At 57.6% G+C, this 22732-nt stretch carries 18 protein-coding genes and 2 pseudogenes; 8 read left to right on the top strand and 12 right to left on the bottom strand.

The genetic code is table 11. The annotated features are described in order from the left end of the window. Positions 1 to 481: 481 nt before the first annotated feature. On the top strand, positions 482 to 1366 hold the full coding sequence (locus LAP85_16260; protein MBZ5497956.1) for a hypothetical protein: 885 nt from the start codon (positions 482 to 484) through the stop codon (positions 1364 to 1366). 189 nt (positions 1367 to 1555) lie between these two features. Next, positions 1556 to 1990: a hypothetical protein gene (locus LAP85_16255; GenBank protein MBZ5497955.1), complete on the top strand. Its 435-nt coding sequence runs from the start codon at positions 1556 to 1558 to the stop codon at positions 1988 to 1990. Here the strand turns inward: LAP85_16255 and LAP85_16250 are convergent. From LAP85_16250 to LAP85_16240, 3 genes are all read right to left on the bottom strand, one after another. Next, positions 1971 to 2969: an SDR family oxidoreductase gene (locus LAP85_16250; protein MBZ5497954.1), complete on the bottom strand. Its 999-nt coding sequence runs from the start codon at positions 2967 to 2969 to the stop codon at positions 1971 to 1973. The two genes, LAP85_16255 and LAP85_16250, sit on opposite strands and share 20 nt — an antisense overlap. A 215-nt stretch (positions 2970 to 3184) precedes the next feature. Continuing rightward, positions 3185 to 5917 (bottom strand): hypothetical protein, encoded by a 2733-nt coding sequence (locus LAP85_16245; protein MBZ5497953.1) that lies wholly within the window; start codon positions 5915 to 5917, stop codon positions 3185 to 3187. A gap of 226 nt (positions 5918 to 6143) precedes the next feature. Next, on the bottom strand, positions 6144 to 8144 hold the full coding sequence (locus LAP85_16240) for a glycoside hydrolase family 127 protein (protein MBZ5497952.1): 2001 nt from the start codon (positions 8142 to 8144) through the stop codon (positions 6144 to 6146). A 372-nt stretch (positions 8145 to 8516) separates the two neighbouring features. Between LAP85_16240 and LAP85_16235 the strand changes: the two are divergent. Continuing rightward, a pseudogene (locus tag LAP85_16235) lies at positions 8517 to 9079 on the top strand (IS110 family transposase). Positions 9080 to 9154: 75 nt separating this feature from the next. Here LAP85_16235 and LAP85_16230 read toward each other — a convergent pair. The 4 genes and pseudogenes from LAP85_16230 to LAP85_16215 all read right to left on the bottom strand — a co-directional run bounded on the left by LAP85_16230 (position 9155) and on the right by LAP85_16215 (position 10978). After that, a pseudogene (locus tag LAP85_16230) lies at positions 9155 to 9814 on the bottom strand (class I SAM-dependent methyltransferase). A gap of 25 nt (positions 9815 to 9839) precedes the next feature. Continuing rightward, the gene (locus LAP85_16225; GenBank protein ID MBZ5497951.1) at positions 9840 to 10247 is read right to left on the bottom strand and encodes a hypothetical protein; all 408 of its coding nucleotides are present in this window, start codon (positions 10245 to 10247) and stop codon (positions 9840 to 9842) included. 12 nt (positions 10248 to 10259) lie between these two features. Then, entirely contained in the window at positions 10260 to 10463 is a 204-nt protein-coding gene (locus LAP85_16220; GenBank protein MBZ5497950.1) for a hypothetical protein, read from the bottom strand. Then, positions 10460 to 10978, bottom strand: a complete 519-nt coding sequence (locus LAP85_16215) for a sigma-70 family RNA polymerase sigma factor (GenBank protein ID MBZ5497949.1) — start codon at positions 10976 to 10978, stop codon at positions 10460 to 10462. Before LAP85_16215 ends, LAP85_16220 begins: the two co-directional genes overlap by 4 nt. 388 nt (positions 10979 to 11366) lie before the next feature. Here LAP85_16215 and LAP85_16210 point away from each other — a divergent pair, with 388 nt between their 5' ends. The 3 genes from LAP85_16210 (at position 11367) to LAP85_16200 (ending at position 15361) form a co-directional block, all read left to right on the top strand. Continuing rightward, on the top strand, positions 11367 to 13037 hold the full coding sequence (locus tag LAP85_16210; protein ID MBZ5497948.1) for a hypothetical protein: 1671 nt from the start codon (positions 11367 to 11369) through the stop codon (positions 13035 to 13037). Positions 13038 to 13248: 211 nt separating this feature from the next. After that, on the top strand, positions 13249 to 14124 hold the full coding sequence (locus LAP85_16205) for a site-specific integrase (protein MBZ5497947.1): 876 nt from the start codon (positions 13249 to 13251) through the stop codon (positions 14122 to 14124). Positions 14125 to 14152: 28 nt separating this feature from the next. Further along, positions 14153 to 15361 (top strand): IS91 family transposase, encoded by a 1209-nt coding sequence (locus LAP85_16200; protein ID MBZ5497946.1) that lies wholly within the window; start codon positions 14153 to 14155, stop codon positions 15359 to 15361. Between the two features lie 692 nt (positions 15362 to 16053). On the opposite strand, the gene LAP85_16195 is transcribed toward LAP85_16200, so the two are convergent. Together LAP85_16195 and LAP85_16190 are read right to left on the bottom strand one after the other, a co-directional pair. Next, positions 16054 to 16326 (bottom strand): ribbon-helix-helix protein, CopG family, encoded by a 273-nt coding sequence (locus LAP85_16195; GenBank protein ID MBZ5497945.1) that lies wholly within the window; start codon positions 16324 to 16326, stop codon positions 16054 to 16056. After that, the gene (locus tag LAP85_16190) at positions 16310 to 16588 is read right to left on the bottom strand and encodes a hypothetical protein (GenBank protein MBZ5497944.1); all 279 of its coding nucleotides are present in this window, start codon (positions 16586 to 16588) and stop codon (positions 16310 to 16312) included. Before LAP85_16190 ends, LAP85_16195 begins: the two co-directional genes overlap by 17 nt. A gap of 188 nt (positions 16589 to 16776) precedes the next feature. Between LAP85_16190 and LAP85_16185 the strand changes: the two genes are divergently transcribed. Further along, positions 16777 to 17448, top strand: a complete 672-nt coding sequence (locus tag LAP85_16185) for a site-specific integrase (protein ID MBZ5497943.1) — start codon at positions 16777 to 16779, stop codon at positions 17446 to 17448. On the opposite strand, the gene LAP85_16180 is transcribed toward LAP85_16185, so the two are convergent. The 3 genes from LAP85_16180 to LAP85_16170 form a co-directional block, all read right to left on the bottom strand. Next, positions 17352 to 19601 (bottom strand): hypothetical protein, encoded by a 2250-nt coding sequence (locus tag LAP85_16180; GenBank protein MBZ5497942.1) that lies wholly within the window; start codon positions 19599 to 19601, stop codon positions 17352 to 17354. The genes LAP85_16185 and LAP85_16180 overlap by 97 nt on opposite strands. A 342-nt stretch (positions 19602 to 19943) precedes the next feature. After that, positions 19944 to 21359, bottom strand: a complete 1416-nt coding sequence (locus LAP85_16175; protein MBZ5497941.1) for a hypothetical protein — start codon at positions 21357 to 21359, stop codon at positions 19944 to 19946. A gap of 240 nt (positions 21360 to 21599) precedes the next feature. Further along, positions 21600 to 22061, bottom strand: coding sequence for a hypothetical protein (locus LAP85_16170; GenBank protein ID MBZ5497940.1), 462 nt, complete (start codon positions 22059 to 22061; stop codon positions 21600 to 21602). A 397-nt stretch (positions 22062 to 22458) separates the two neighbouring features. Between LAP85_16170 and LAP85_16165 the strand changes: the two genes are divergently transcribed. Then, on the top strand, positions 22459 to 22626 hold the full coding sequence (locus LAP85_16165; GenBank protein ID MBZ5497939.1) for a hypothetical protein: 168 nt from the start codon (positions 22459 to 22461) through the stop codon (positions 22624 to 22626). Positions 22627 to 22732: the final 106 nt, after the last annotated feature.

Here is a 22732-nt window from a genome sequence, read left to right as displayed (position 1 = left end):
CACGAAGGAGGTCGGGCGATGAACCATGCGGAACCGTTTCGGTTTGTCACGGAGCGCCATCTTGTAGAACTAACGGGCCTGACCGCACGAACGCTCCCAGAGTTGCTGGCTATTTTGCAGGAGAGGATAGGCGGAACAAGCTGCCGATCCAGCAATCACGGGCTCGTCAGGATCCCGCTCGCAGCATCTTCGCCTACTTCCGATGAGGGGCCGTTATGTCAACTTCCGGGGCAAAGTCCCCTGAAATCCCGTCCCGGAGGGCATTATAACCCATAACGGCAGAAGAGGAGGCCGAATTTGGGAACAGCTTCAGTATTGCCGGGAGAACTTGCCGGTAGAGCAAAAGCAGGGCGCTCAAAGCCTGATTCTGCGTTGAGGCACTTACCTTTCAGCCAATTCATGAAAAATAGCTGCCCATTCGATGCAACCACAACGGGTTTCTGTCGTAGAATAGCCAGGATGCATTGAGGGGGAGCCGCTGATGGCAAAGCGTACCTGCCTGATTCTCCTTTTGCTTGGCTTTCTGGGAGCGTGCGCCGCGACCTTCATTCCGGGCGCCGCAACCAGGCTTTCCTCGTATTGGACCGCGACAGTAGCCCCTCATTCGGCTGCAAGTCACGCTCGGGTCTCCACGGCACGACCCGGGATGCCCATCCAGTCCAAGAACGACACCGCAAGCCGTGTGCTGCAAACGCCTCCGTGGGACGCGCTATACCGGACGACCGCAGCGCGACGAGCCCACGAACGCAAATCCGCGTCGATGGCGATTCCGTCCTGGCAGCGTCTTCTGGCCCAGTCGGCGCCGAAAGCCCGTGAGTTGTTCGAGACCGGCCTGGCCTTCTTGCGAGACGGCCGCTATACAGAGGCTCGGCTTACATTCCAGAACATCATCCGCGACTATCCCGGGGACAAGGCCGTGGCCCTCGCATACTGGGCGAGGGGACTCAGCTTCTACAGAGAAGGCGGAGAGGAGAACCTCCTGCTGGCTATGGACCAATTCATGAGCTATTCGATCTTCTTTCCGGCCGATAGAGGCCCGGCAGATCTCGCCGAAGCTGCGCAAACGAACATCGCCGTCATCGCAAGCCAGGCGATGGATTCCGCCCGGACCGAAGCCGAGAAGATCGAGGCGGCCCAAAACGGCCTCCGCGCATTAAACTATCTCGTTGTGAATTGCCCTTACAGCCCTGCCATCCCGGCGGCAGAGGGTCAAATCATGGACCTGGAGTCCTACCTGTCGACCGTCAGTCCACAAAGGCTCGTGTTTACAGGGTTGGTGGTCAAGGCAAACAAAATGAGCGACATCTCAAACGCATATACAACGTTCGTGATACGCGCAGCCAGAGTAAACGAAATCTCAAAATAATAGATAGGCGGGATAAGCTGCCTCATCCGCGGCGAGGCTTCCGGATCCGAAGGATAGGCGGAACAAGCTGCCGATCCAGCAATCACGGGCTCGTCAGGATCCCGCTCGCAGCGTCTTCGCCTACTTCCGATAAGGGGCCGTTATGTCGACTTCCGGGGCAAAGTCCCCTGAAATCCCGTCCCGGAGGGCATTATAACCCATAACGGCAGAAGAGGATGCCGAATTTGGGAACAGCTTCAGTATTGCCGGGAAAAACTGCGCAACCTTCCCGTGCATGCCGGCGCGCACCACGAACGCATGGATGGCCGAGGCTATCCCCACGGCCTGACCCGCGAACAGATCACAGTCCAGGGCAGGATAATCAATCTCGCCGATGCCTTTAAGGCGCTCACGGCAGCCGATCGGCCCTACAAGCACGCACGAAAGATATCAATGGCGCTGGAAACTCTCCGATCCATGAAGGAGGATGGCCAGATCGATCCAGATCTGTTCGACCTGTTTGTCAAAGAGAAGCTGTATCTTCGATACGCCGAGCTTTATCTGAACGCATCCCAGATTGACGCCGCAAAGCGGGGGACAGGCTGTCACCGGAAAGTCACCCGAATCAGCTGGGCCAGGCGTTAAGGTACGCCGTGATGATCCGGTCCATCAGTTGATTCCGATTCTCTTCGATGATTTTGCGTCTCGGATCCGCATCAAACCAGGCGATAGATTTCCGTATACCTTCCCCGAATGAAACGCTCGCCGTGAATCCGGGGACGAACTTTCTGATTTTAGAATTGTCGAATATGGCCGAGTATGCCTTATCTCCCAGAAGACTGGCGCCGCTGTCCGGGTCAAATGCACTAATGAATTCCGAAGGGATGTGGACAATGTCAGGTTTAGCTCCCGCCGCAATTCCAATCTCCTGGTATATCTGATCCCAGGTCAGCACCTCATCTGAAGTAATGTGAAAGCTCTCACCGATCGCGGCAGCCCTGCCAAGAATCCCGATGAAGCCTTTAGCAAAATCGGTATTATGAGTCATCGTCCAGAGGGACTGGCCATCTCCGTGAACAATTACCTTCCTCCCTTTCCGCATCCGGTCCACCAGGGTGTATTCATGACCGGCGACAACGCACGGGATCCAGGTTTGCCCGTAGGTGTAAGAAGGACGCACGATCGTGACGGGGAATCCTCTCTCGAGGTACTCGCACCGCAACCTCTGCTCGCAGGCGATCTTATCCCTGGCGTACTGCCAGAATGGATTGCCGAGCGGGGTCGATTCGGTAATGCGGAAATCCGATGGAGGCTTCTGATAGGCCGAGGCCGAGCTGATGAAAACAAATTGGCTGATCCTGCCGCTGAATAGAGCAACATCTGTTTCGATGTGCTGCGGCAGGTAAGCCACCCAATCGACGACCACGTCAAATTCGAAACCCTTCAGCGCAGCTTCAGCAGATGAGGGATTTCGAATGTCTCCACGGATCTGCCGCACACCCTCGGGGAACACGCAACCGCGTTGGCCGCGGTTGAAGAGGCAGAGATCCGCGCCTGATTCCGCGAGCAGCCTGGTACTGGCGATCGATATGTTGCCCGTTCCGCCGATAAACAGTACTCTCATGGGGATTTCCGGGACAGGCGCCCTAACACGAAATCACGCTACGTGATCGGCAGCCTTGAGAAGCATTCACCGTGATTCAACGGATGGCGCAAATCGCTTACACGCGCCGCACCTTCGGGTCTCTTTCCAGCCGGATTTCGAGGTTATGGCGCCTGTCCCGGAAATCCTCCTGAATCCTGCCGGGAATAATCGCCTGGCCGGCACGTGTGGCAGATTTAACTGATGCGTTCCCGAATTCTCGCCACCTTGGTCAGTTTTTCACCTGCCGCCTCGATGGTCACGAGATAATCTCCGACCGGCGCCGGTGTGCCGAACTGTCCGCCGCGGCCGCCGCCACCGCCCCGCCCCGCAGGCGCTGCCGGGGGAGTAACGCCGGCCGTAGCCCGCATGTTCCACTCGATACGATTGATCCCGGCGCGGCCCGATCCAGAGAGCTGAGCGACCGGCTTGCCCGTCACATCGGTAATCGTCACGCGCGCCCCCGTGGAGTCGGCCGCTTTGAGGTAATAGTTGATGACGATCGCTTCCCTCTCGTTTGGCACCTCAATATATTTGTCGCCAAACAGGTGATAGTTCATGCCCTGGCCGCTGAAGCCGTAGCGCGCTCGCGGTTCGACGTCGAACAGGTGCACGTTTTTGGCGAGCAATTCAGGCGTCAGCTCCTGTAGCGGCGTGATGTCGCCGATCCAGAAGCCTCGTCCATAGGTTCCAAGCACCAGATCGCCTTCCCGCGGATGGATGAGCAGGTCGTGCACGGGCACGGTCGGCAGGTTCGCCTTCAGGCGAGTCCAGCTTCCCCCGGCATCGATCGAGACAAAGACGCCGATGTCGTTGCCGACCACCAGCAGGTCGCGGTTCTTGCGGTCCTGGACCACGACGTTGACGGGTGCATCAGGAAGGTTGCCAATGATCGATGACCACGACTTGCCCGCGTCCGTCGTGCGATAAAGGTAAGGCTTGAAGTCGTCGTTCCGGTAGCCGTTCTTCGCGACGAACGCCGTCGCCGCATCGAACGGCGATGCGAACACGCGGCTGACCCAGCGTTCCACCGGCGCCCCCGCGGCCACGAGTGCCGGGGTAACGTCCGTCCATGCGCCGCCGTGATTCTGCGTCAACTGCACCTTGCCGTCGTCGGTGCCTACCCAGATGACACCCCCGGTTTTAGGCGATTCAGAGATGCTCGTGATCGTGCAGTAGGGCACGTTCAAGCCGATTTTAGCCGAGTCGTTGGTCGTCAGATCCGGGCTGATTTCTTCCCAATGATCGCCGCGGTCGAGCGATCGGAACAGCACTTGCGCGCCGGCGTACAGGATCTGGGGATTGTGGGGCGACAGCGCGATCGGCGCGATCCAGTTGTAGCGCAAACGGGGCAGTCCGGCGGCGCGCGTGGGACGAATATCGGTGCGGATGCCGGTCTTCTGATCCAGCCGCCCCAGCTGGTTCATCTCGCGCGTGTTGTAGACCCAGCGGCTGTCGGTCGGATCGACGACGTTGTACATGCCGTCTCCCGGACCGACTGTGATCCAGTCCTCGAGCGAAATGACGCCGGTGCGTCCATTGCTCGGCCCCTTCCAGGAATCGTGATCCTGCAGGCCTCCGTAAACGTTGTAGGGGTCGTCCATGTCCACGCCGACCGCGTAGGCTTCGCCCACACGCATGTTGGGGAAGTAATCGCAAGTCCTGCCGCCGTCAAACGAGATCTGCACGCCGCCGTCGCTGCCGAGGATGAGCCGGTTCGAATCGTCCGCGTCCCACCACATGCAGCGGAAATCACCGAAGGCGCCGCGGAACAAGCCGGTCTGCCAAGTCTTGCCGGCATCGCGGGTAACGTACATGCTGTCGCTGTTGGCGATCACGACCTGGTCGTTGTTCGGGTCGATCTTGATCTGGTTGAATGAATACGGCGCCTTGCCGCCGGCAACGCCGCCGCGTTCGGTGGGGGTCGGGGCCTTCTGCCAGGTCTTGCCGCCGTCGTCCGTGCGATACAACTCGTTGCCGATGATGCCGGGGGCAAGCGGGGCCATCGCGCTCACGCCGCCCGCCGCACCGCGGCCGGCCTGACCGCTGGTGGCAGCGGCCGGATTCTGATTCTCGATCAGCGCGTAGAGAATCAGCGGGTTTTTCTGATAGATGTCGAGTCCGATCCGCCCGAGCTTGCCTGTCGGGAGGCCCCCTCCGAGCCGTGTCCACCTCTCGCCCGCGTCGTCACTGCGATAGATGCCGCTCTCCGGCCCGCTTTCGACGATCTGCCATGGCTTCCGGTCCTTGTCGTACAGGGCCGCGTACAGCGTTGCCGGCGCCTTGCGGTTGATCACAAGATCGATCGCGCCGACACCGTCGTTCACATAGAGCGTCTTCTTCCAGTGCTGGCCGCCGTCAACGGATTTGAAGACGCCGCGCTCCTCGTTTTTCGAAAACAGGTGGCCCATCGCCGCGACATAAACGATATCCGGATTGGCCGGATGGATCACGATGCGCGCGATGTGATGCGAGTCCGGCAGGCCCATGAACTGCCACGTTTTTCCCGCGTCGATCGACTTGAACACACCCTTCCCCGAATAGGAACTGCGCGCATTGGCCTGATCGCCGGTTCCCATCCACACAATGTTCGGATTCGAAGGGGCGATGGCCACGGCGCCGACGGCCGCGACGTCCACGCTGTCGGAAACAGGATCCCATGTGACGCCGCCATTCGCCGTCTTCCAAAGGCCGCCGCTCCGCGTGGCGGCGTAGATAGTGTAAAGATGATCATGGGCCGGCGATTCCGGCACAGCAATGGCCGTCACCCACGCCCCGGTGCGGAAGGCACCGATGTTGCGCATCGTCAGCGAGTTCAGGATGTCGTCCAGCGCCGATGGCGGTGCGGCCGCGGACATGACTGCCAGCGCAATCGTCAATACAGCGACCGACACAGACAGGAGCGCAGCGAGTTTCGTCTTGACGGGCATGGTTGCCTCCACAATAGCCCACGTCCGGGCCCGCGCGGCAAGCCGAACGTGAGGTATGGGAAAATGTGAAAGCGCCTCCAGTAGACGGCCGCAGAATAGCACACTTGGTTCCTGGTTATACTGTCCCTGATCGGAAGATGGGGGGAAGCGCTCCCCTTTATGAAAGCGGGATCTGATCCGTGTGCCCCGTCAGCGGGCATCCAGCTGTCGTGCCTTGAATTCAATGTCAGGCCTGCTTAACCCTCCAATATACGGCAAAGCGCTGGCCGAAGAGGCGATTCAGCGGCACCATCACCAGCGCTCGCCGCTGCCTGGTGATGTGGAACGCGAGCGCGCTGTCGCCCACGGCTCTCAACCAGTCGCCCGGGCTTCCGGCAACCACTTCGACGTCGCGCGCCTCGATCGAAGGGTCGCCCACAGGCCGGATCCAGTCCGCGGGATTGGCCGACGGCGCGAGCAGTTCGGGCGCCGGGATCGGCTGGCCTCGCATGCCTTCGCCGCGCCGAGGATTGGTCGGATCGCTGTACATCATTTCGTAGGTCAGACCCTCGTTGCCCAGGGCGCCGGCTAGAACCAGAGGGCCATACATGAAAGCCTGCACGGCCGGGTTGTCCGGCATCGCATGGACATGCAGACTCATGGGCATCGCAACTTCTACGCGGTCGCCCGCTTTCCAGGTGCGCTCGATAGCACAGTAGCTCGCCGGTTTTGTGGCCGCCTGCTGCGCTTCACCATTGATCCTCACCGTGGTTCCCGCTGTGGCCCAGTAAGGAATGCGAATACGGAGGGTCAGAGTCACCGCCTTCTCGCATTGAAATTCGAAGTTGATCCGGTCGTCATCGGGGAAGCGCGTTTCCAGGCGCAGGAACAGGCCTTTCTCGGGCCAGTGCAGCCGGGCCGGAACGAAGAGGTTTACGTAGACGCCGTCCTCATTGTGAAAAAAGATACTGTCAGCCAGCTTGGCGAAGCTTTCTACCCCGGTTCCCGTGCAGCACCAGAAGCAATCGAACGGCAGGCTGAACAGCTTCCAATAGCCGGATTCGAGCGGCATGTAGAAAGTGGTCATGCCGTCAGCAGGATTCATTGTGCCCATAATGCCGTTAAGGAAGGCGCGCTCATAGAAGTCGGCGTAACGCGCCTCAGGACTCCAGGTAAAGAGGTGGCGGGTGAGCTTGAGCATGTTGTACGTGCAGCAGCATTCCTGGGTGGTGGCGCTGAGTTCGGTGGCCAGCACGTCAGGATCGGTGCGCCAACGCTGCCCGTTGCTGGTGCCGCCTGTGCAGTAGGAGCGGTGCAGGGCTACCTGCTGCCAGAAAAACTCTACGATCCGGCGATAACGTTCCTCGCCGGTCAGTTCGTAGCGGCGGGCTGCGCCGATGAGCTTCGCCAGCTGCGTGTTCGCGTGCAGCCCCTTCAGCTCGTCGCGGCCCTCTGCCAGCGGATCAAACAGGCGAGCGTGATCAAAGCGATGCGCCAGGGCTTCGTAATTTCTGTCGCCGGTTGCGGCGCAGAGGTTGTAGAGGAGCTCGTTCATGCCGCCAAACTCTACCTGCAGGATGTCTGCCATCTGCTCGTCGCTGAGCGGGTCGGACCACTTCTTTGCCCACGTGGCCATTCCCAGTGCAATCTCCATCGCCTGCTCGCTGCCGCAATGATGATACATGTCCAGCATGCCGGCCATGATCTTGTGCAGCGTGTACCAGGGAGCCCATACCGGCAGGCGCTCCTTCAGCCGTTGCATGAACTCGGTGGGAAAAGCCGAGAGCCAGCCGTTGCCGTTGGCCTTCTGGCATTTTCCCAGCTCTGAGACGATGGCAGTCGCTTTGCGCTTCAACAGTTCGTCACCGGTACTGCTGTACATCAGGCCGCAGGCCGACAGATAGTGGCCCATGAAGTGGCCGCGCAGCTCGATGTCAGGCCGCTCCCACCCGCCGAGTTGCTGCGCTTTCGACGGGAGCCCTGCAGTCAGGCGGAAAGTATGGAGCAGGCGGTCGGGATCGAGCGTGTGCAGGTAAACGCGGTTCCGATCCTGAAGTGTATAGCAGGTTCCGCTCAGCAGACGGACCTGCGACAGAGGAAACGGGCGCGCCGCGAGCGCTGCACCCTCCTTGAGCGGCTGGCCGAGTTCTCGTGACGGGCGCAGGGTTGCCTGGGCGCCGGCGGCCAACGGCGCGGCTGCCATCAACACCCCGAACTCTCTTCTGCTCAGCCTGTTTTCACTCCCCATCCTCGTTCTCCTGTATTCGGGGGACAGGCTGCGCAACTCCGGAATTACAGATTGCAGGCCAGGTCAAAGCCCCAGCGCGGGAGAATTCCGGAGTTGCGTAGCTTGATAATCATCTAAGAGCAAGCAAGTGAATCTTCGATGGTGCTCGGCACCAGAGAAGGAAAAAATCTTTGGTTGAGTTGATCGCTTTGCATCCATAGCACAGTTTTAGAAACGGTGCTAAAAGAGAGTGGGCAGCGGAATCGGCCACTGCCCTCCTGTGCTATGGGACTTGAGTAGACGCTCAGATTGCACTCCTGCGCAGCCTTATCCTCCACTCAAGGCAGGTTCATTTTAGCATGGAGGAAAAGCGCCGGGAAAAGGATCCAATCCATCTTTTGCAGTGCGATCAATTTGCACTCTGATCAAAGCACGATTGGCATCGTCAACGAGCTCGGAGAGAGGGTCTACAAAAGATCACTCCCCAATGATCTGAGGGCGACCAAAAAAGTGCTCGAGCCATTCCGCACCGAGAGGAAGGGGATCGTGGTGGAATCGACCTACAATTGGCACTGGCTGGTGGATGGCCTTGTGGCAGCCGGATACCAGATGCGTGCAGGTAACACAACGGCCAGCAAACAGTACAGCGGGCTCAAACACGGTGATGACGTCAGTGAGGCGTTCTGGCCGGCGATATGCGCCGCTTTCCGACCGTCGGGGATTTTTCGGCCTATTGCCGGTGTGTCGACAGTGCACGGCTGAGCAACGGAAAAAAGAAAGGCAGCGGAAACTGCAAGAATGGGAATCGCTATCTGCGTTGGGCCTTTGTGGAAGCGGCGAGTTTTGCCATTCGCTAAAATCCGGTCATTCGGCGGTTTTACCAACGCAAGACAACGCAGAGCAAAGTTGTGGTAGCTCGTAAGGCCGTGGCACACAAGTTGGCGCGTGCCTGCTAATATGAAGGATAGGCGGGATAAGCTGCCGAACCAGCAATCACGGGCTCGTCAGGATCCCGCTCGCAGCGTCTTCGCCTACTTCCGATAAGGGGCCGTTATGTCAACTTCCGGGGCAAAGTCCCCTGGAATCCCGTCCCGGAGGGCATTATAACCCATAACGGCAGAAGAGGATGCCGAATTTGGGAACAGCTTCAGTATTGCCGGAAACCACAAACGCGGTCCTTCGCCTGCAACGAATCCGGCACGCTCAGCGAGTGTAATCGTCGTTTCGAACTCCCTGCGTGATACATGAAACAACTTCGGTTCCACCAGGAGAATCTTTTAGTTCTCATTCGAGATGGCCTTCAGCTGCCTGAAGAACGACTCCTTGTCCGGAACCTCATGAACCATCCAGAAAGCCAATCCGAAGTCGATCTCTTCTGAAACGTTTATCTTGTCGCCTTCGCACCTGACAAGATTGATCCTGTCTTCCAGCTCAGTTCCCCGGACCTTGCGGCCAAGTTTCTGCAACATCCCATCCTGCAAATCAGCCGAGAATACTCTTCCAGTCCTGCCGACCATTCTGGCCAGCTCAATGGAGAAGAAACCCGGACCACATCCGACATCTAGAACGGTCATCCCCTCTCGAACAAAAGGAGACAAGATCTTCTGTGGATCTTGAAACCACCTCCTGATCTTGCTATCGAGTGAACCTGCAAGCTTGACGGGACAGACGCGGTTTCTCCGATTCTTCATGGCAGGCCACTCAAGTCGCCTCATTTCACGCGACCCCCAGGGTTTCGTTGAGGAACCCCACGATGTATTTCCAGACCAGATAGTACATCACCACCAAGCCAGGCCAGCTCGCGGCCAAAACCGCAGGGGTGAAATAGCCGACGCCGGACTCCCGCGCCACCACGTACGCCAGCGGCACCAGGACCAGTGGGACGACGGCTCCATGCGCTCCGATCGGCCATCGCGCGTGCGACTGCGTGACTCGCAGGTGAACCATGTTCCAGAAACCCCAGAGATTCGGGATGAATGCCAGCGGGAACACGATGACACGCTCGATGATCACCGGAATGTGGTAGTGGCGCTGCGCGATCATGAATGCAGTGAAGCCGAGCATCAGGAAGAAGGTCGGGAATGAAACTCCCGCCATGTAAGCTCTCAGATACGGCCGGTTCATGGGAACCTCCTTTCACATCTGATAGAAGAAGCCGAGAATCGCCTGTGGGAACACGAAAAACGAAGCGAGCAGAAGGGAAGCGAGCACCCAATCAAGCCACGGCACTCCCCGGGGCGCCTGGTCGAGGCGCCGGAGCATACACGGCCACAGGTCTTGCCGCGGCTCCGAATCGCCGAGCGGCGGCATTGCTTTTCGCAGTTCATCCGGCAGGTTCATAAATCCACTCCCATTCGTCTAAGACTGTGCCGCAGCAGGCGCACGGCGCGGAACTCACGCGACTTGACGGTCGCGACGGAAATGCCGAGCGCTTCCGCGATTACTGCTTGTGGTTGTTCTTCGATGAGCGCAAGCGCCGCCACTGCCCTGAGCTTTGCCGGCAGCCGGCGGAACGCCCGGCAGAGAGCCTCGCGCACCCCTTGCTGCGCAGCGCGATCGGGCGCTGGATCGGCGGCGCGCCCCTCATCCAGTTCGGTTTCCCTGGGAGCGCTGCGCAGGTGGTCGAGCGCGACATTGCTGGCGATGCGCCGGGCCCAGGCACCGAACTCGCGCTTGGGATCGAACCGTGCCCGCGAGCGATAGATGCGCCAGAAGGTCTCCACCGTCAGGTCTTCCGCAGCCGCCGGGTCGCGGACAATGCGCATAATCCAGCGGTAGACATCGCGCTGGAACTGGCGGAAAAGCGTCTCGAACGCGTCCATGTCGTCCGCTGCGAACCGCTCCAACAGTTCCATTTTGATCCCCTGTCAGACCTTACCGCGTTTGCGCCCGGGAGGTTTCAAATAATTCGCGCTCAGATCAATCCTGCCTCTTTTGCATGGCTGGAGGCCGACCGGTCGGTCGGCCAGTTCGTCAAAAATGGAGTTTTGGGGCACGCGTGATCATCAAATCCTGCCCGACCTGAAAAAACTGTTTGAATTTTGCTCTAAGTCTAACGTATTAAAAGGGGTATCCCATGTAGGCAACAGGATATTTCACCCAAAGCCCGGCACCTGCGAGGCGCGAACAGGCAGGATCGAAGAAGGAACTCAGGATCATCAGTCAGACCCGCTTGGAAATCGCGAAACGCTGGCGTTTCTGGTCATCTTGATTGCGCTAGAGCTGTGGATCTTTTCGGGAGCTTTGGGCAAGATTTTCACCTGCGACAGCCTTTTCTACCTGACCCGCCTGGCCCGTTTCTTGGCGAAACTCCAGACTTTTCTCGCTCCCTCGCCGGAAATGTCCTCCTTAAGCTTTGCGCTGTTGGCTCTGCTCAGGCCTCTCCTCGGATTGGATCCGTACTATTGGCGCTGGCTGCCAATTCTATTCCAGATTGCGAACACCCTGCCTTTTTATGTTATCGGCCGTCGGATTTTGCCAGGTAAAACGGCGGCGCTGGTGGCGGCCGGATTCTGGGGGTTCCGCTCTGCCGCCGGCGGGATTGGATCTGACATAAACCATTTCTCGAATTTTCTGCTCGCGTTTCTGCTCCTCGGCACGACCTTATTGGCTGTCGAAGGATGGCTTCGCAAGTCGCCGGTTCTGAAAGCCGGTTCGCTTCTGGCTTTTATTCTCTCGTTGTTGACCACGGAAGCGGCCACCACTTTTCCGCTGGCCATCTGGATTGCAGTCGTGCTGGCTGATCTGAGAGGCGCCGGAGGTGCTATTACCTGGGAGCGGCTGCGGCAGGCAGTCAAAAAATCCCTCCCCTTGATTGCTCTCTTCGCATGCATAGATATCCTGTTCGCAGGCCTGAATTCCTACCGGTTGTTTGCGGAGAGGATTCATGCCCAGGACACTCGTTCGGTGTACCAGACCAACCTCTTCCGGGATCCGAACCTGCCGGAGGGGCTGCATATCGGCAATGCCGCCAAAAATCTCGCCCTGGCATTCGGGCTGACAGCCTGCGTGCTGGCAATCTGGGCGCTCGATATCCTGGGGCGCGGCCGCGCATGGAGCTGGATCGAGGGAGCCGGCCTCGTCTGGTTCGCCGGCTTGAATTTGCCGGCTTTTATGATGGGCCAGCCACTGGCCATGTGGTCCCCATATATCCCACTTTTTGGCTTGGCGCTGGCTTTCGGCGCCTTTGCGCAGAACCTGTGCTTGCGCATGCGATCCCGCATCCGATTCGCCGAAGCGGTGCCCGTTGTACTGTTCGGCGCGCTTGCATTTTCTTTGTCGGTGCAGACGCGGAGCTCCGCTGTAGCATCGGACTCTGCACGGCAAGCCGACCTGCTGACCTCGTTCGTCTCCGATTTTCGTAAAACGCATGCCGCCTTGCCTGCGAACGTCACGCTGTTCTTTCTCCCGGCTTTTGAAGAAGCGGTTTCCCAGTTTCTCTCCTCCGACCTGATCGGCCTTGGCGAACTGGTTGGGATGTATTACCCCGGCACGAGCGTAAAGACCCTGCACGCCTGTCAAGGCGACCAGATTCCTCTTGCGGGCGCATCCCGAGAGGGCGTCATCGTCTTTCAATATCTTGGGGGCCGTTTTTTCGATGTGACTCCGTATTACCCGGCCAGCGGTACCATGACTCTATATATCTTACCGACTCCGGAGCGGGAAATCGCGCCGTTGCTGAAAAAGGTTCCGGCAGGCGGAAGAACGCTCTATGCCAGATATGTCCGGATTGCGTGTGCCGACGAAGGAGTGCCCTTGCCCGAGGACTACCTAGCGCGCAGAGACATCTGGATAATCCAAAGAATAGGCGGAACAAGCCGCCGATCCAGCAATCACGGGCTCGTCAGGATCCCGCTCGCAGCGTCTTCGCCTACTTCCGATAAGGGGCCGATGAACGAAACCGCTCCGCGGTAGCTGGTGCCACTCTGCTTTGGTACTCTCAAATACCAGTTGGCATCGCCGACACCTGGATCGATGCTTCGCTTTCTGTCCTTGATGCTCAGCCTTCCCTTGTTGTGCTGCCGCTCTGCCTGCAGCCTGCGACACCATCGGCCATTTAGCAAGGCTCCCTCCAAGAGCAAAATATTGGTGACCAAACCAGATTTTCTCTTGAAAGGAGCCTTTTATGACACCTCTGCGTCAACGAATGATCGAAGACCTGAGGTTGCGGAACCGTTCGGCCAATACCCAGAGACTCTACGTACGTCAAGTCGCCAGGTTCGCGCAGTTTTTCGGCAAGTCGCCGGAACTGCTCGGGCCGGAAGATGTCCGCACCTACCAAGTTTACCTCAGTCAGCAAAAATGCGCTTCCTGGTCCACACTCAATCAGGCCGTCAGCGCCCTGCGCTTCCTCTACCGCGTCACGCTCGGCAGAGAATGGACCCTCGGGCTCATCCCTCTCCCGAAGAAGCCACAGACTCTGCCCGTGGTGCTCAGTCAGGAAGAAGTATGCCGCTTCTTTGACAACATTCCCAATCTCAAACACCGGGCGATTGTGATGACCGCCTACGCCACGGGCCTGCGCGTAAGCGAAGTCACCTGTTTGCGCGTGACCGACATCGACTCGGACCGCATGATGATCCGCGTCCGGCTCGGCAAGGGACAGAAAGACCGCTATGTCATGCTTTCGCCCCATCTGCTGCAACTGCTGTGCGCCTACTGGAAACTGGCCCGTCCGAAGGAGTGGCTTTTCCCGGGCCGTCCTCCCACGCGCCCCATCACGCGCGAAGCCATCCATAAGGTCTGCGTGCGAGCCGGCCATGCCGCCGCTCTGACGAAGCCGTCCCATGTGCGCGCCTTGCGCCATGCGTTTGCGTCCCATCTGCTGGAAAACGGTGCCAACATCCGCGTCATCCAGATCCTGCTCGGCCATCGCAGCTTGCGCACTACGGCCCGCTACACGCACGTTTCCAGGGAAACCATTTGTTCCACTTCCAGTCCGCTGGACTTGCTGCCCAAGACGGTAGAGGAGATCCGCAAACTCACCGACCCTAAATCCTGACGCGCCGCCGACGCAAAGGCAGCAGTCTATGGGCAGGCATGCGCTCGAGCTTGCAGATATCTTTCGTCTGCATGGCCCGGCTTACCGCGAAGCCTATCGCGGCATGATCAACTCGATGCAGCGGCGCGTCATGCGCGCCATCGAGGCCTGCCGCACGGCGGTTCTGGGCGGGCATGTGGAGAAGTGTGACCGTTGTGGGCATCGCAGGATCCATTACAATTCCTGCGGCAACCGCCATTGCAACAAATGCCAGTCCCTGGCCCGCGCCAGGTGGCTCGAAAAACACCGCGCGCTGCTTCTGCCGGTACCCTATTTTCATGTGGTCTTCACCGTTCCCGCCGCCATCTCCTCGCTGGCGCTGCAAAACCAGCGCCTTGTTTACAGCATCCTGTTTCGCGCGGCCGCGCAAACCTTGCGCCGCATCGCCGGAGATCCCAAACATCTCGGCGCCCGGATTGGCTTTCTCGCGGTGTTGCACACTTGGGGGCAAAACCTGCAGCATCATCCCCACTTGCATTGCGTCGTGCCCAGCGGCGGCCTTTCCATCGACGGCCGTCGCTGGGTTCGCGGCCGCGCTCACTTCTTCCTTCCGGTGCGTGTCCTCAGCCGTCTCTTCCGAGGCGTATTCCTCCATGGCCTGCAAGAAGCGCGGGCCGCGGGAAAGCTCCGCTTCGACGGTTCCCTTCAGAAACTCAGCGATGCCGGCGCCTTTGCGCATTGGATCAAAACCTGCCGCAGCAGCGAATGGGTGGTTTACGCCAAGCCGCCGTTCGGCGGCCCGGAGCAGGTCCTGGACTACCTCGGCCGCTATACCCACCGCGTTGCGATCTCCAACAACCGGCTGATCAGTCTTCAGGACGACAAGGTGACTTTCCGCTGGAAAGATTACCGGGCTGGAAACCGGCAGAAACGCATGACCCTGGACGCCGAGGAGTTCATCCGCCGCTTTCTCCTGCACGCCCTGCCTCGCGGCTTTGTCCGCATCCGGCACTACGGCTGGCTCGCCAATGCCCAGTGCCGCCAGAAGCTGGCCTTATGTCGCAAATTGCTTGGGTTCGAGCGGCCCGAAGAAGAGCAAAAAGGGTCCACTCAGAACTTGAGGGATACCGGCAAAGAGCTCACGGCCGCGTCGTTCATGATCTGTCCGGCTTGCGGCCAAGGGCGCATGGTTGTGATCGAGATCATCGATCCGACCGGCAGCTTACGCGAGCCGATGCCGACGATCGATTCATCATGAAAGTAAACGCTCTCGACTACCCCCAGTCTCATTCTTCTTCGGCCTCACCCCTGATCGCTCGAAGTCTGCGCATTGTGACGGCTTACGTACTGCTTCCACACTCTTTCGGCCTCACACGCGCTGCAATTTCGGGGAGATTCATTCAAATCGGATCCCTGCTCACCCCTCCGAAGCTTTGCTCCACCCCTAATTCGGAACTTATGTGCCCGCGGATTTATTCGTACGATTGAAACAAAACACACAGGTGGGTAAGCGGCTTCGTTCATCGCCGTCTTTCTGAAGTCTCGCGAAGACGATTGCCTCGGGAATCGACGTTCTCGAGTCGCGAGACTTCAGAAAGACGCCTCTGCATTATGTCAACTTCCGGGGCAAAGTCCCCTGAAATCCCGTCCCGGAGGGCATTATAACCCATAACGGCAGAAGAGGATGCCGAATTTGGGAACAGCTTCAGTATTGCCGGGGGCGCTTCGTCGCCCTGAAATTTCTTCCGGGAGATGTCTCCCGGGACCCCAATCGAACGAACGGGAAACCAAGGACCTCAGCGAAATGACGCCGGACAGGACCTGATAGAGGCTATCAGGCAACAGAACATTTCAATCATATGGGCCGAGGCTGCCATCGCGACTCCAAAACGTCAATGCTTTCAGTGCGGACGGGATTTTGACAAAGGACAGCCTACTCACCCGGGGTCGTCACTTGTTTCGCCGTGCCTGCTGAGCCAAGTGGTGTTGATCCAGCGCGTGGCGGATCAAGACCTTGATCACCGCCTGACGGCTCACGTTCAGTTCGGTTGCGGCCCGATCCAATTCCTGCAACATGTCCGCCGTCACATCCAGGTTGATCCGCTGAATGGGTTGCATCATTTTGCCCCGATTGGTGAAGTAGCGCGAAACGTCCTCTCCCCTCTCCGCCTTTGTGGCGATGGATTCCGCTGGCGCCGCTTTTTTCCTACTCGTTTTCTTCATAAAGCTTCCTCTCCTGCAGCGTCGCCCGCCACAGGGTTATCAAGTGATAATATTCCCCCAAGCCGTCCTCGCGGATTTCGAAGATGAGGGAGATTAGGCGGCCCTTCGCCCATCCGATCGCGCGGTACTGTTCTGGATCGTCGTTGCGCTGGTCTTGATAATAAGGATGCGTGAAGATCTCTTGCGCCTCTTCGAAACCGATTGCGCGCTTCGGATTTCTTCTCAGTGCGTCGCTCTTTGCCCTGCTAAACCTGAATCGCACGATAGAATGATATAACAGTTATACCACTTCGTTCAAGTCCAAGGGCTAGCCCGACTTCCGCAGTTTGAGGTCTAAACAGACTTTCTGAACTAAACCGCTGCGCGGTAGCGCTCTGACCTTGAGGTTCTCTGTGGAAACGTAAGGTAAGCGCCCATCCATAAAGACAAAAGGCTCCTTCCTGAGGGAAAATGTTGGTGCCTAAGCAACATTCAACTCAGAAAGGAGCCGTTATGGTTACGCCCTTGCGTCAAGGTATGTCCGAGGACATGCGGGTGCGCAATCTTGCTGTCACCACGCAAAAAGCATACATCGATCAGGTCGCCAAATTCGCAAAATATTTTGGCAAGTCACCGGCTTTGCTGGGTCCTGAAGAAGTTCGGACCTATCAGGTCTACCTCAGAAATGAGAACAAACTTGGTTGGAGCACCTTCAATGGCGCTGTCTGCGCCCTCCGCTTTCTTTACCAGAACACGCTGCATGTCGATTGGGTTTTCGAAAAGATCCCGTATGCCAAGAAGCCCAGGAAGCGCCCCATCATTCTCAGTCTGGACGAAGTTTGCGGATTCATCCAGGCTATTCCCAATCTCAAGCACCGCCTGTTGGTGATCCTCGGTTATGGTACCGGGCTTCGTGCTTCAGAAGCCCTGCAATTGCGCATTGGCGACATCGACTCCAAACGCATGATGATCCGCGCCAATCAAGGAAAATGGAGAAGCGACCGGGATGTTCCCCTCTCTCCTACGCTTCTGGCTTGGCTGCGAGCTTATTGGAAGATCGTTCGTCCTACCGAATACCTCTTCCCAGGAAGAAACCCGGCCCGACCTCTGGCAAGAAAAACACTCGGCACAGCGCGTTTATGAACTCGTGTACTAAGGTCTTCCGCTTGGGGAGGTCCATTGCCGGCGCGGACAGGGCGAGACTTCCAGGTGGCGGTGTCCCAAACCACGAGCGAGTTGTTGCCGCCGCCGCATGCGAGCACCTTGCCGTCCGGCGAAAACGACAGGGTCGTGATTGATTCGGCAAAGTAGGGGCCCTTAGTGACAGGCGGGCCAGGGGATTCGCCGGACCGGCGTTCGAGCAGAATCCGCGTCAGTTTTCCCGTATTTGGATCCCACAATCGAACCCCGTCATCGCCGCCGCTGACCAGCATCGAACCATCCGGTGAAAAACAGGCATCATGAACCGGGCCGGGATGACCGCTGAGCTTTCGTATCATTTTGCCTGCGCGCACATCCCACAACATGACGGTCGAGTCGGCCGAGCTGCTTGCCATGGAAGTGCCGTCGGCGCGGAATGCAACGGCCGTGATACGCTTCTTGTGGCCCGTCAGCACGTGCAGCACCTCGGCAGATTTCAAATTCCACACCCGCACGGCGAGATCGTCGTCGCCGCTTGCCAATTGCGCAGAATCGGGAGAAAAAGCAAGCGCGCGGATCGCGCCCGCATGTCCTGCCAGGGCTTTCAGTGGTTGCCAGTTATCGGTACGAAACACCGATATGGCACCGTCGGTGGCTCCGGCAGCAAACCACGCCCCGTCGGCCGAGAAGGCGAGAGCAGTGGCCGGGGCAGAAAAGGCAGCGAGGCTGCGGGTGCCTGCGTCTACCGAAGTGGGCCGGATTATGACCGTTCCAGCCGGACTACCCGCCACCGCCATTGATTTTCCATCCGGCGATAGCGCAATGACCTCCGATATTACGGGAATTTCGCTCCGGTTTGCGCGCATTCGCCCCGTCAGGTCCCAGAAATACAAATTTCCGTCATCGCTTGCGGCAAACAATCGCCCGTCCCCTTGCGGTCGGACCGTCAGGATGCGATGCGCCGAAACCACGCGTCCGGAACGCCCGGCGGGGACAGGAGCCGGCAGACCCTGGGAAACGGCGTTTTCGGAGAGCTCCGCGGGCGAGATCGTGGCGGCCACCTGGGCGTTTCCGGGATGATAAAACAAAAGCAGGCCGCCGCTGCCAATTGTGCAGAATAGTTCCTTGCCGGGAACCTGGATCATCCTGATTCCCATGCTTCTCATCGCGCCGGCAGGGTTTTCCAGTTCATATTCATTCAACTGATTTCCGGTGCGGACGTCCCAGATTCGCAATGTTCTGTCGATAAGCGCCGGCCGGACATCCAGTTCATAAGGATCGGATCCCAAGCCCAGTATCCTCTGCCCGTCATCTTGAAACAGCAGCGAGTGAATCGGAATGTTCAAGCTGCGGATGGTACGGACGAGTTTGCGGGTCGCCATCTCGAACATCCTGATTTCACCACGTTTCAGATTCTGGTAGTTCCAATCTTCGGTGCCGAAAGCCAGCATGCCACCGTCAGATGAAAAGGCGAGCGGATGTTCCTGTGTCTGCGAGGATCCGCGGGACAGATTGCCCAACAGCTTGCCGGTATGCGGGTCATACAGGTTTACCTCGTATTCGTTGAGCCCGCGCTTCGAGGTAACGGCCAGGGCCAGGATGTTCCCCGCAGGGGTTAAGGCCGCCGAACGAAACCCGAACGGCTGGTTGTAAAGCACCGTGATATTGCCGGTCGACACGTTCCAGAGCAGAACCTCGATAGACAATCGGGCGACGACCGCCAGGACTGAGTTGCCGGCATCGATACAGATTGCGAGCGTGCTGGTCGCACCTTTGCCGTTGTGCTGTGCGATGACCCGTCCGGTGCTCGTTTCCAGCACCTGAACCGATACATAGGGATCAAGAGGTTCGCCGATGGCGGATCGGGAACGGAATGCCTGTATGCAGATGACAATCCGCGTCCCGTCCGGCGAGAAGGTCAGCGCCTGCAGACTGCCGGGTTGAAAACGGTAGTTCCACCGGACCTTCCAAGGATCGATCTGAACGAGCGTCAGTGTGCCCGGCTGAACAAAGGCACCGAGGTTGCCGTCATGCGAAAAAGCGGCTGAATAGATCCCATTGGAGCTCGCGGGAAGCCCGCCCCTCTGTTGGGACAGGACATGAGGCATCAGAACCAGCGCACACACCCACACGCACAACAGCCCTTTTTTTTGCATGCTACCCCCAAAAGCTGGAATACAGCAGATAGAAAACAGGAGGTTTCTGCCCGTGCCACAAAAACCAGTGACTCCCCTCCAGGATGACGGATTCCACATTCCAACGTGGCACGGGCTTTCAGCCCGTGCAGCCGGATTATTCCGGAGTACTTTTTGCCGTTTTCCGTCTCCTTTCTGCTTTCCTATTTCTTGGGATACCCGACCGATTGCGTCAGGATGATCTTCTGCTCGGGACGCAGGTTCAGCACCTTGCCCAGCGCTTGCCGAAGAACATTAAAAAAGTCGTGATCTTCTGCTCAGCCATAGGAATTCTCCTTTGGATGCCTGTGAATTGCATCGATCCTATCCCTGCGTGGTAACCGCTGATTTTTGCATTCGCCCTACGACCGTAATATCGACATGTCGAATCTTGTCTGCCACATTGTTCTTAAAGTGCGCCCAGGAAGTCTCGCCAAGCAGGCACTGGAAGTACTGTAACTCGACCTTCTGGCCATAGTGACCGACCGTGATACACTTCTCCTTGCGTGCTTTTTCGATGCGCATCCGGTAGTTTAACATTTCATCTATAAGTTCATGCAGCGCATCTAGATCGGGAGTGAACGCTTCCTTTATTTCCTTGGCATCGTATTCACTGCTCATCGGCTCAAGATATTCATCCCACAAACACGTCATCAGGTCTTTAAAACGGCGAAAATAGATGTCCCAAAAAGTACGGCATTCGGCCCACTGATCAACCGTCATGACACCGGGCATTTCCTCGAGGGCTACCACAGTTCTTTCAATTTGAGCTCTGAGGAGGCCGCCCATCGACAGGAATATATGAAGAAAGTTGGCGACACCTTCCAGTGCACGAGCTTCGCTATGGCGCTGCAGCTTTCGCAAGTGCCGATCAAAAAAATTAAGGGCAGCCTCATGCAGGTTTTTACAGATTTGGAGATTTCGCACGCCGAGTGACCGCATACCTTCCCGGCCTTCCCAAACTGGCCTTCCTCGCAAAAAAGGTGGTCTCGGAACGTTGATAAGAGGAATGTCGCAGAAATTTAAGAATGCCAATAACGCCGCCTCATCGCCAGCCCGAATAAGGTCATTCAGCACGGTGAAAAACTGCTGAGCACTTTGCTGGGCCTCGCGAATGTGCCGTTCGCGACGTATGCTGTTGTTGGTATCGATATCCAACAAATTTATAAGCAGGATTTTATTGCTTACTTGATGTCCTTTGACGCGGTCTCGCAAAAACACTACGCACATCGTATCACTAAGCTTTGCCAGCAGTTTGTCCGGAACTTCACCAACAAGGCGGCCACCACATGCTCTTAATGGCAGTTCGGCATTTTGTACGGAAGGGAATTCCAATGCCAGCTTAACTGTGGTCAGGTCATAGGGGGCCCGTGTTTCCGTGCTAATGGCGATGGATCGGTCGTCAAGAAATGCTTCCGTTATCGTGATATCGACAACAGCGGGGGAGCCGATCGTTCTATCTTCTTTGGAGGTCTGAAGGTCTTCTTCCTTCGTTAAAAGGACAGCAGACATGTCGGGATCACAAAGCGCACGTGGATTGACAGACTTCTTGGGGACCAGTGAATAAAGCAGCAGAGTTTCAACATTGCGCGATTTAGCCGTTGCCATGAGAGCAGCTGAGGTGAAGTCTGCACTTCCGTAAGCGATGAAGTAATGGCGGGGCGTCTCAAAAATAAAAAGCTTCGCATGCAGGGGCTGGACGTGACCATCATCTTGATAGTCACCCAAAAAAATCTTCAAGCGGCCATTCATAAATAGGGCGTGCGATAACCAGTCCGCCGTTAACCGGGCTCGTCAGGATCCCGCTCGCAGCGTCTTCGCCTACTTCCGATAAGGGGCCGTTATGTCAACTTCCGGGGCAAAGTCCCCTGAAATCCCGTCCCGGAGGGCATTATAACCCATAACGGCAGAAGAGGATGCCGAATTTGGGAACAGCTTCAGTATTGCCGGATTCGAACTGTCTTCTAACAATTTCTTTGATCAGTAGGCAAGTGGATCCTTGTACATTAATCCACCCTCGACCTGAGCCATCTTCTGGTTGAACCAGCTTACGGTGCCTGTCTTCTTAAGACCGCCGCCGGGATCATTTATGAAAACGATATCATTCATGACCCCCGTTAGAACCACAATGTGAGGGGGGCCATACCAGAATCCGGCGCACCAAATAGGTCCGTGCTGTCTTAGCATTTGAGCCAAATCATCACTGCTGTAGGCGGTCTTCTTTCGGGGCGCTGCTTTCAGGCCAACAGCCTTTGCCAGTCTTATGAAATCGTTAACTGTCACACCGCCGTTGTCGTTCCATTCTTTCACGAGCGTAAACATCGGGCCTGCCCGATGCGTAAGGTTTTGCCAATAGAACCATATCATTTGGGCCGATGCATGCCAGCATAACATCGTCTTACTTTGGGTTACCACGGGCACATTGATTTGGTAGGTAGCCATGTTTGTCAGACCTCGTTGAGGATTAAAACAGAAGTACCGCTAAGAGGATAAGAAGAATTGGCTGCCTAATGTTCATGGCTGCCTCTTCAGGATCCCCTATCTCCAGCTGATAAAAAGCGGGTATGTCAACCTCGGGGCATGAATCCCCGGCCAAGCGGCATTTTATAGCCAAACGGGGGTCTTGGATCTGCTTTTTTTGCACACCAATCCTTTATTGCAGGGCGGATTAGTCGCCCTTCATTGGCTATTTAGGCGCACGCGCACCTAATGGCAGCGCAGATTGATCGCTCCGCTACCACGCAAACGCCATGTCTGGGTCCGATACCGGTTCCGCGGCCACTAACCTGTTGGCGGCGTCCGCGGCCTCATAGCGGCCGCGGGACAGTTCGGCCTCGTATTGATGCGGGAACTGAGCGAGGTCGAGTGCGTGCGGGTGCGCCAGATGGCTCAGGATGTGACACAGATCTGGAATGCGCCGACCACCACGCCACGGGACCGCAAGTGGCTGTTGCGCGCTGTCATCAAACGCGTGGTTTATGGTGTACCCCAAAAACTGGACAGGTGATTAAGGTGTAAAATCGCTGCCGCCTCGGAGGAGCGAGCGATGAAAAGAGAGCGGAAGCGGTATGATGGGACACTCAAGGCCAAGGTAGCGGTGGAAGCGATCAAAG

The organism is Terriglobia bacterium (assembly GCA_020072565.1).
Lineage (GTDB): Bacteria > Acidobacteriota > UBA6911 > UBA6911 > UBA6911 > JAFNAG01.
This window is presented reverse-complemented; position numbering and strand designations above follow the sequence as displayed.

Excerpts from the sequence above, each read along its gene's own strand:
- LAP85_16205 (MBZ5497947.1), top strand. The coding sequence starts at position 13,249 with ATGACACCTCTGCGTCAACGAATGATCGAAGACCTGAGGTTGCGGAAC.
- LAP85_16170 (MBZ5497940.1), bottom strand. The coding sequence starts at position 22,061 with ATGGCTACCTACCAAATCAATGTGCCCGTGGTAACCCAAAGTAAGACG.
- LAP85_16215 (MBZ5497949.1), bottom strand. The coding sequence starts at position 10,978 with ATGGAACTGTTGGAGCGGTTCGCAGCGGACGACATGGACGCGTTCGAG.
- LAP85_16195 (MBZ5497945.1), bottom strand. The coding sequence starts at position 16,326 with ATGAAGAAAACGAGTAGGAAAAAAGCGGCGCCAGCGGAATCCATCGCC.
- LAP85_16200 (MBZ5497946.1), top strand. The coding sequence starts at position 14,153 with ATGGGCAGGCATGCGCTCGAGCTTGCAGATATCTTTCGTCTGCATGGC.
- LAP85_16180 (MBZ5497942.1), bottom strand. The coding sequence starts at position 19,601 with ATGCAAAAAAAAGGGCTGTTGTGCGTGTGGGTGTGTGCGCTGGTTCTG.
- LAP85_16220 (MBZ5497950.1), bottom strand. The coding sequence starts at position 10,463 with ATGAACCTGCCGGATGAACTGCGAAAAGCAATGCCGCCGCTCGGCGAT.
- LAP85_16240 (MBZ5497952.1), bottom strand. The coding sequence starts at position 8,144 with ATGGGGAGTGAAAACAGGCTGAGCAGAAGAGAGTTCGGGGTGTTGATG.
- LAP85_16225 (MBZ5497951.1), bottom strand. The coding sequence starts at position 10,247 with ATGAACCGGCCGTATCTGAGAGCTTACATGGCGGGAGTTTCATTCCCG.
- LAP85_16250 (MBZ5497954.1), bottom strand. The coding sequence starts at position 2,969 with ATGAGAGTACTGTTTATCGGCGGAACGGGCAACATATCGATCGCCAGT.
- LAP85_16185 (MBZ5497943.1), top strand. The coding sequence starts at position 16,777 with ATGTTGGTGCCTAAGCAACATTCAACTCAGAAAGGAGCCGTTATGGTT.
- LAP85_16260 (MBZ5497956.1), top strand. The coding sequence starts at position 482 with ATGGCAAAGCGTACCTGCCTGATTCTCCTTTTGCTTGGCTTTCTGGGA.
- LAP85_16245 (MBZ5497953.1), bottom strand. The coding sequence starts at position 5,917 with ATGCCCGTCAAGACGAAACTCGCTGCGCTCCTGTCTGTGTCGGTCGCT.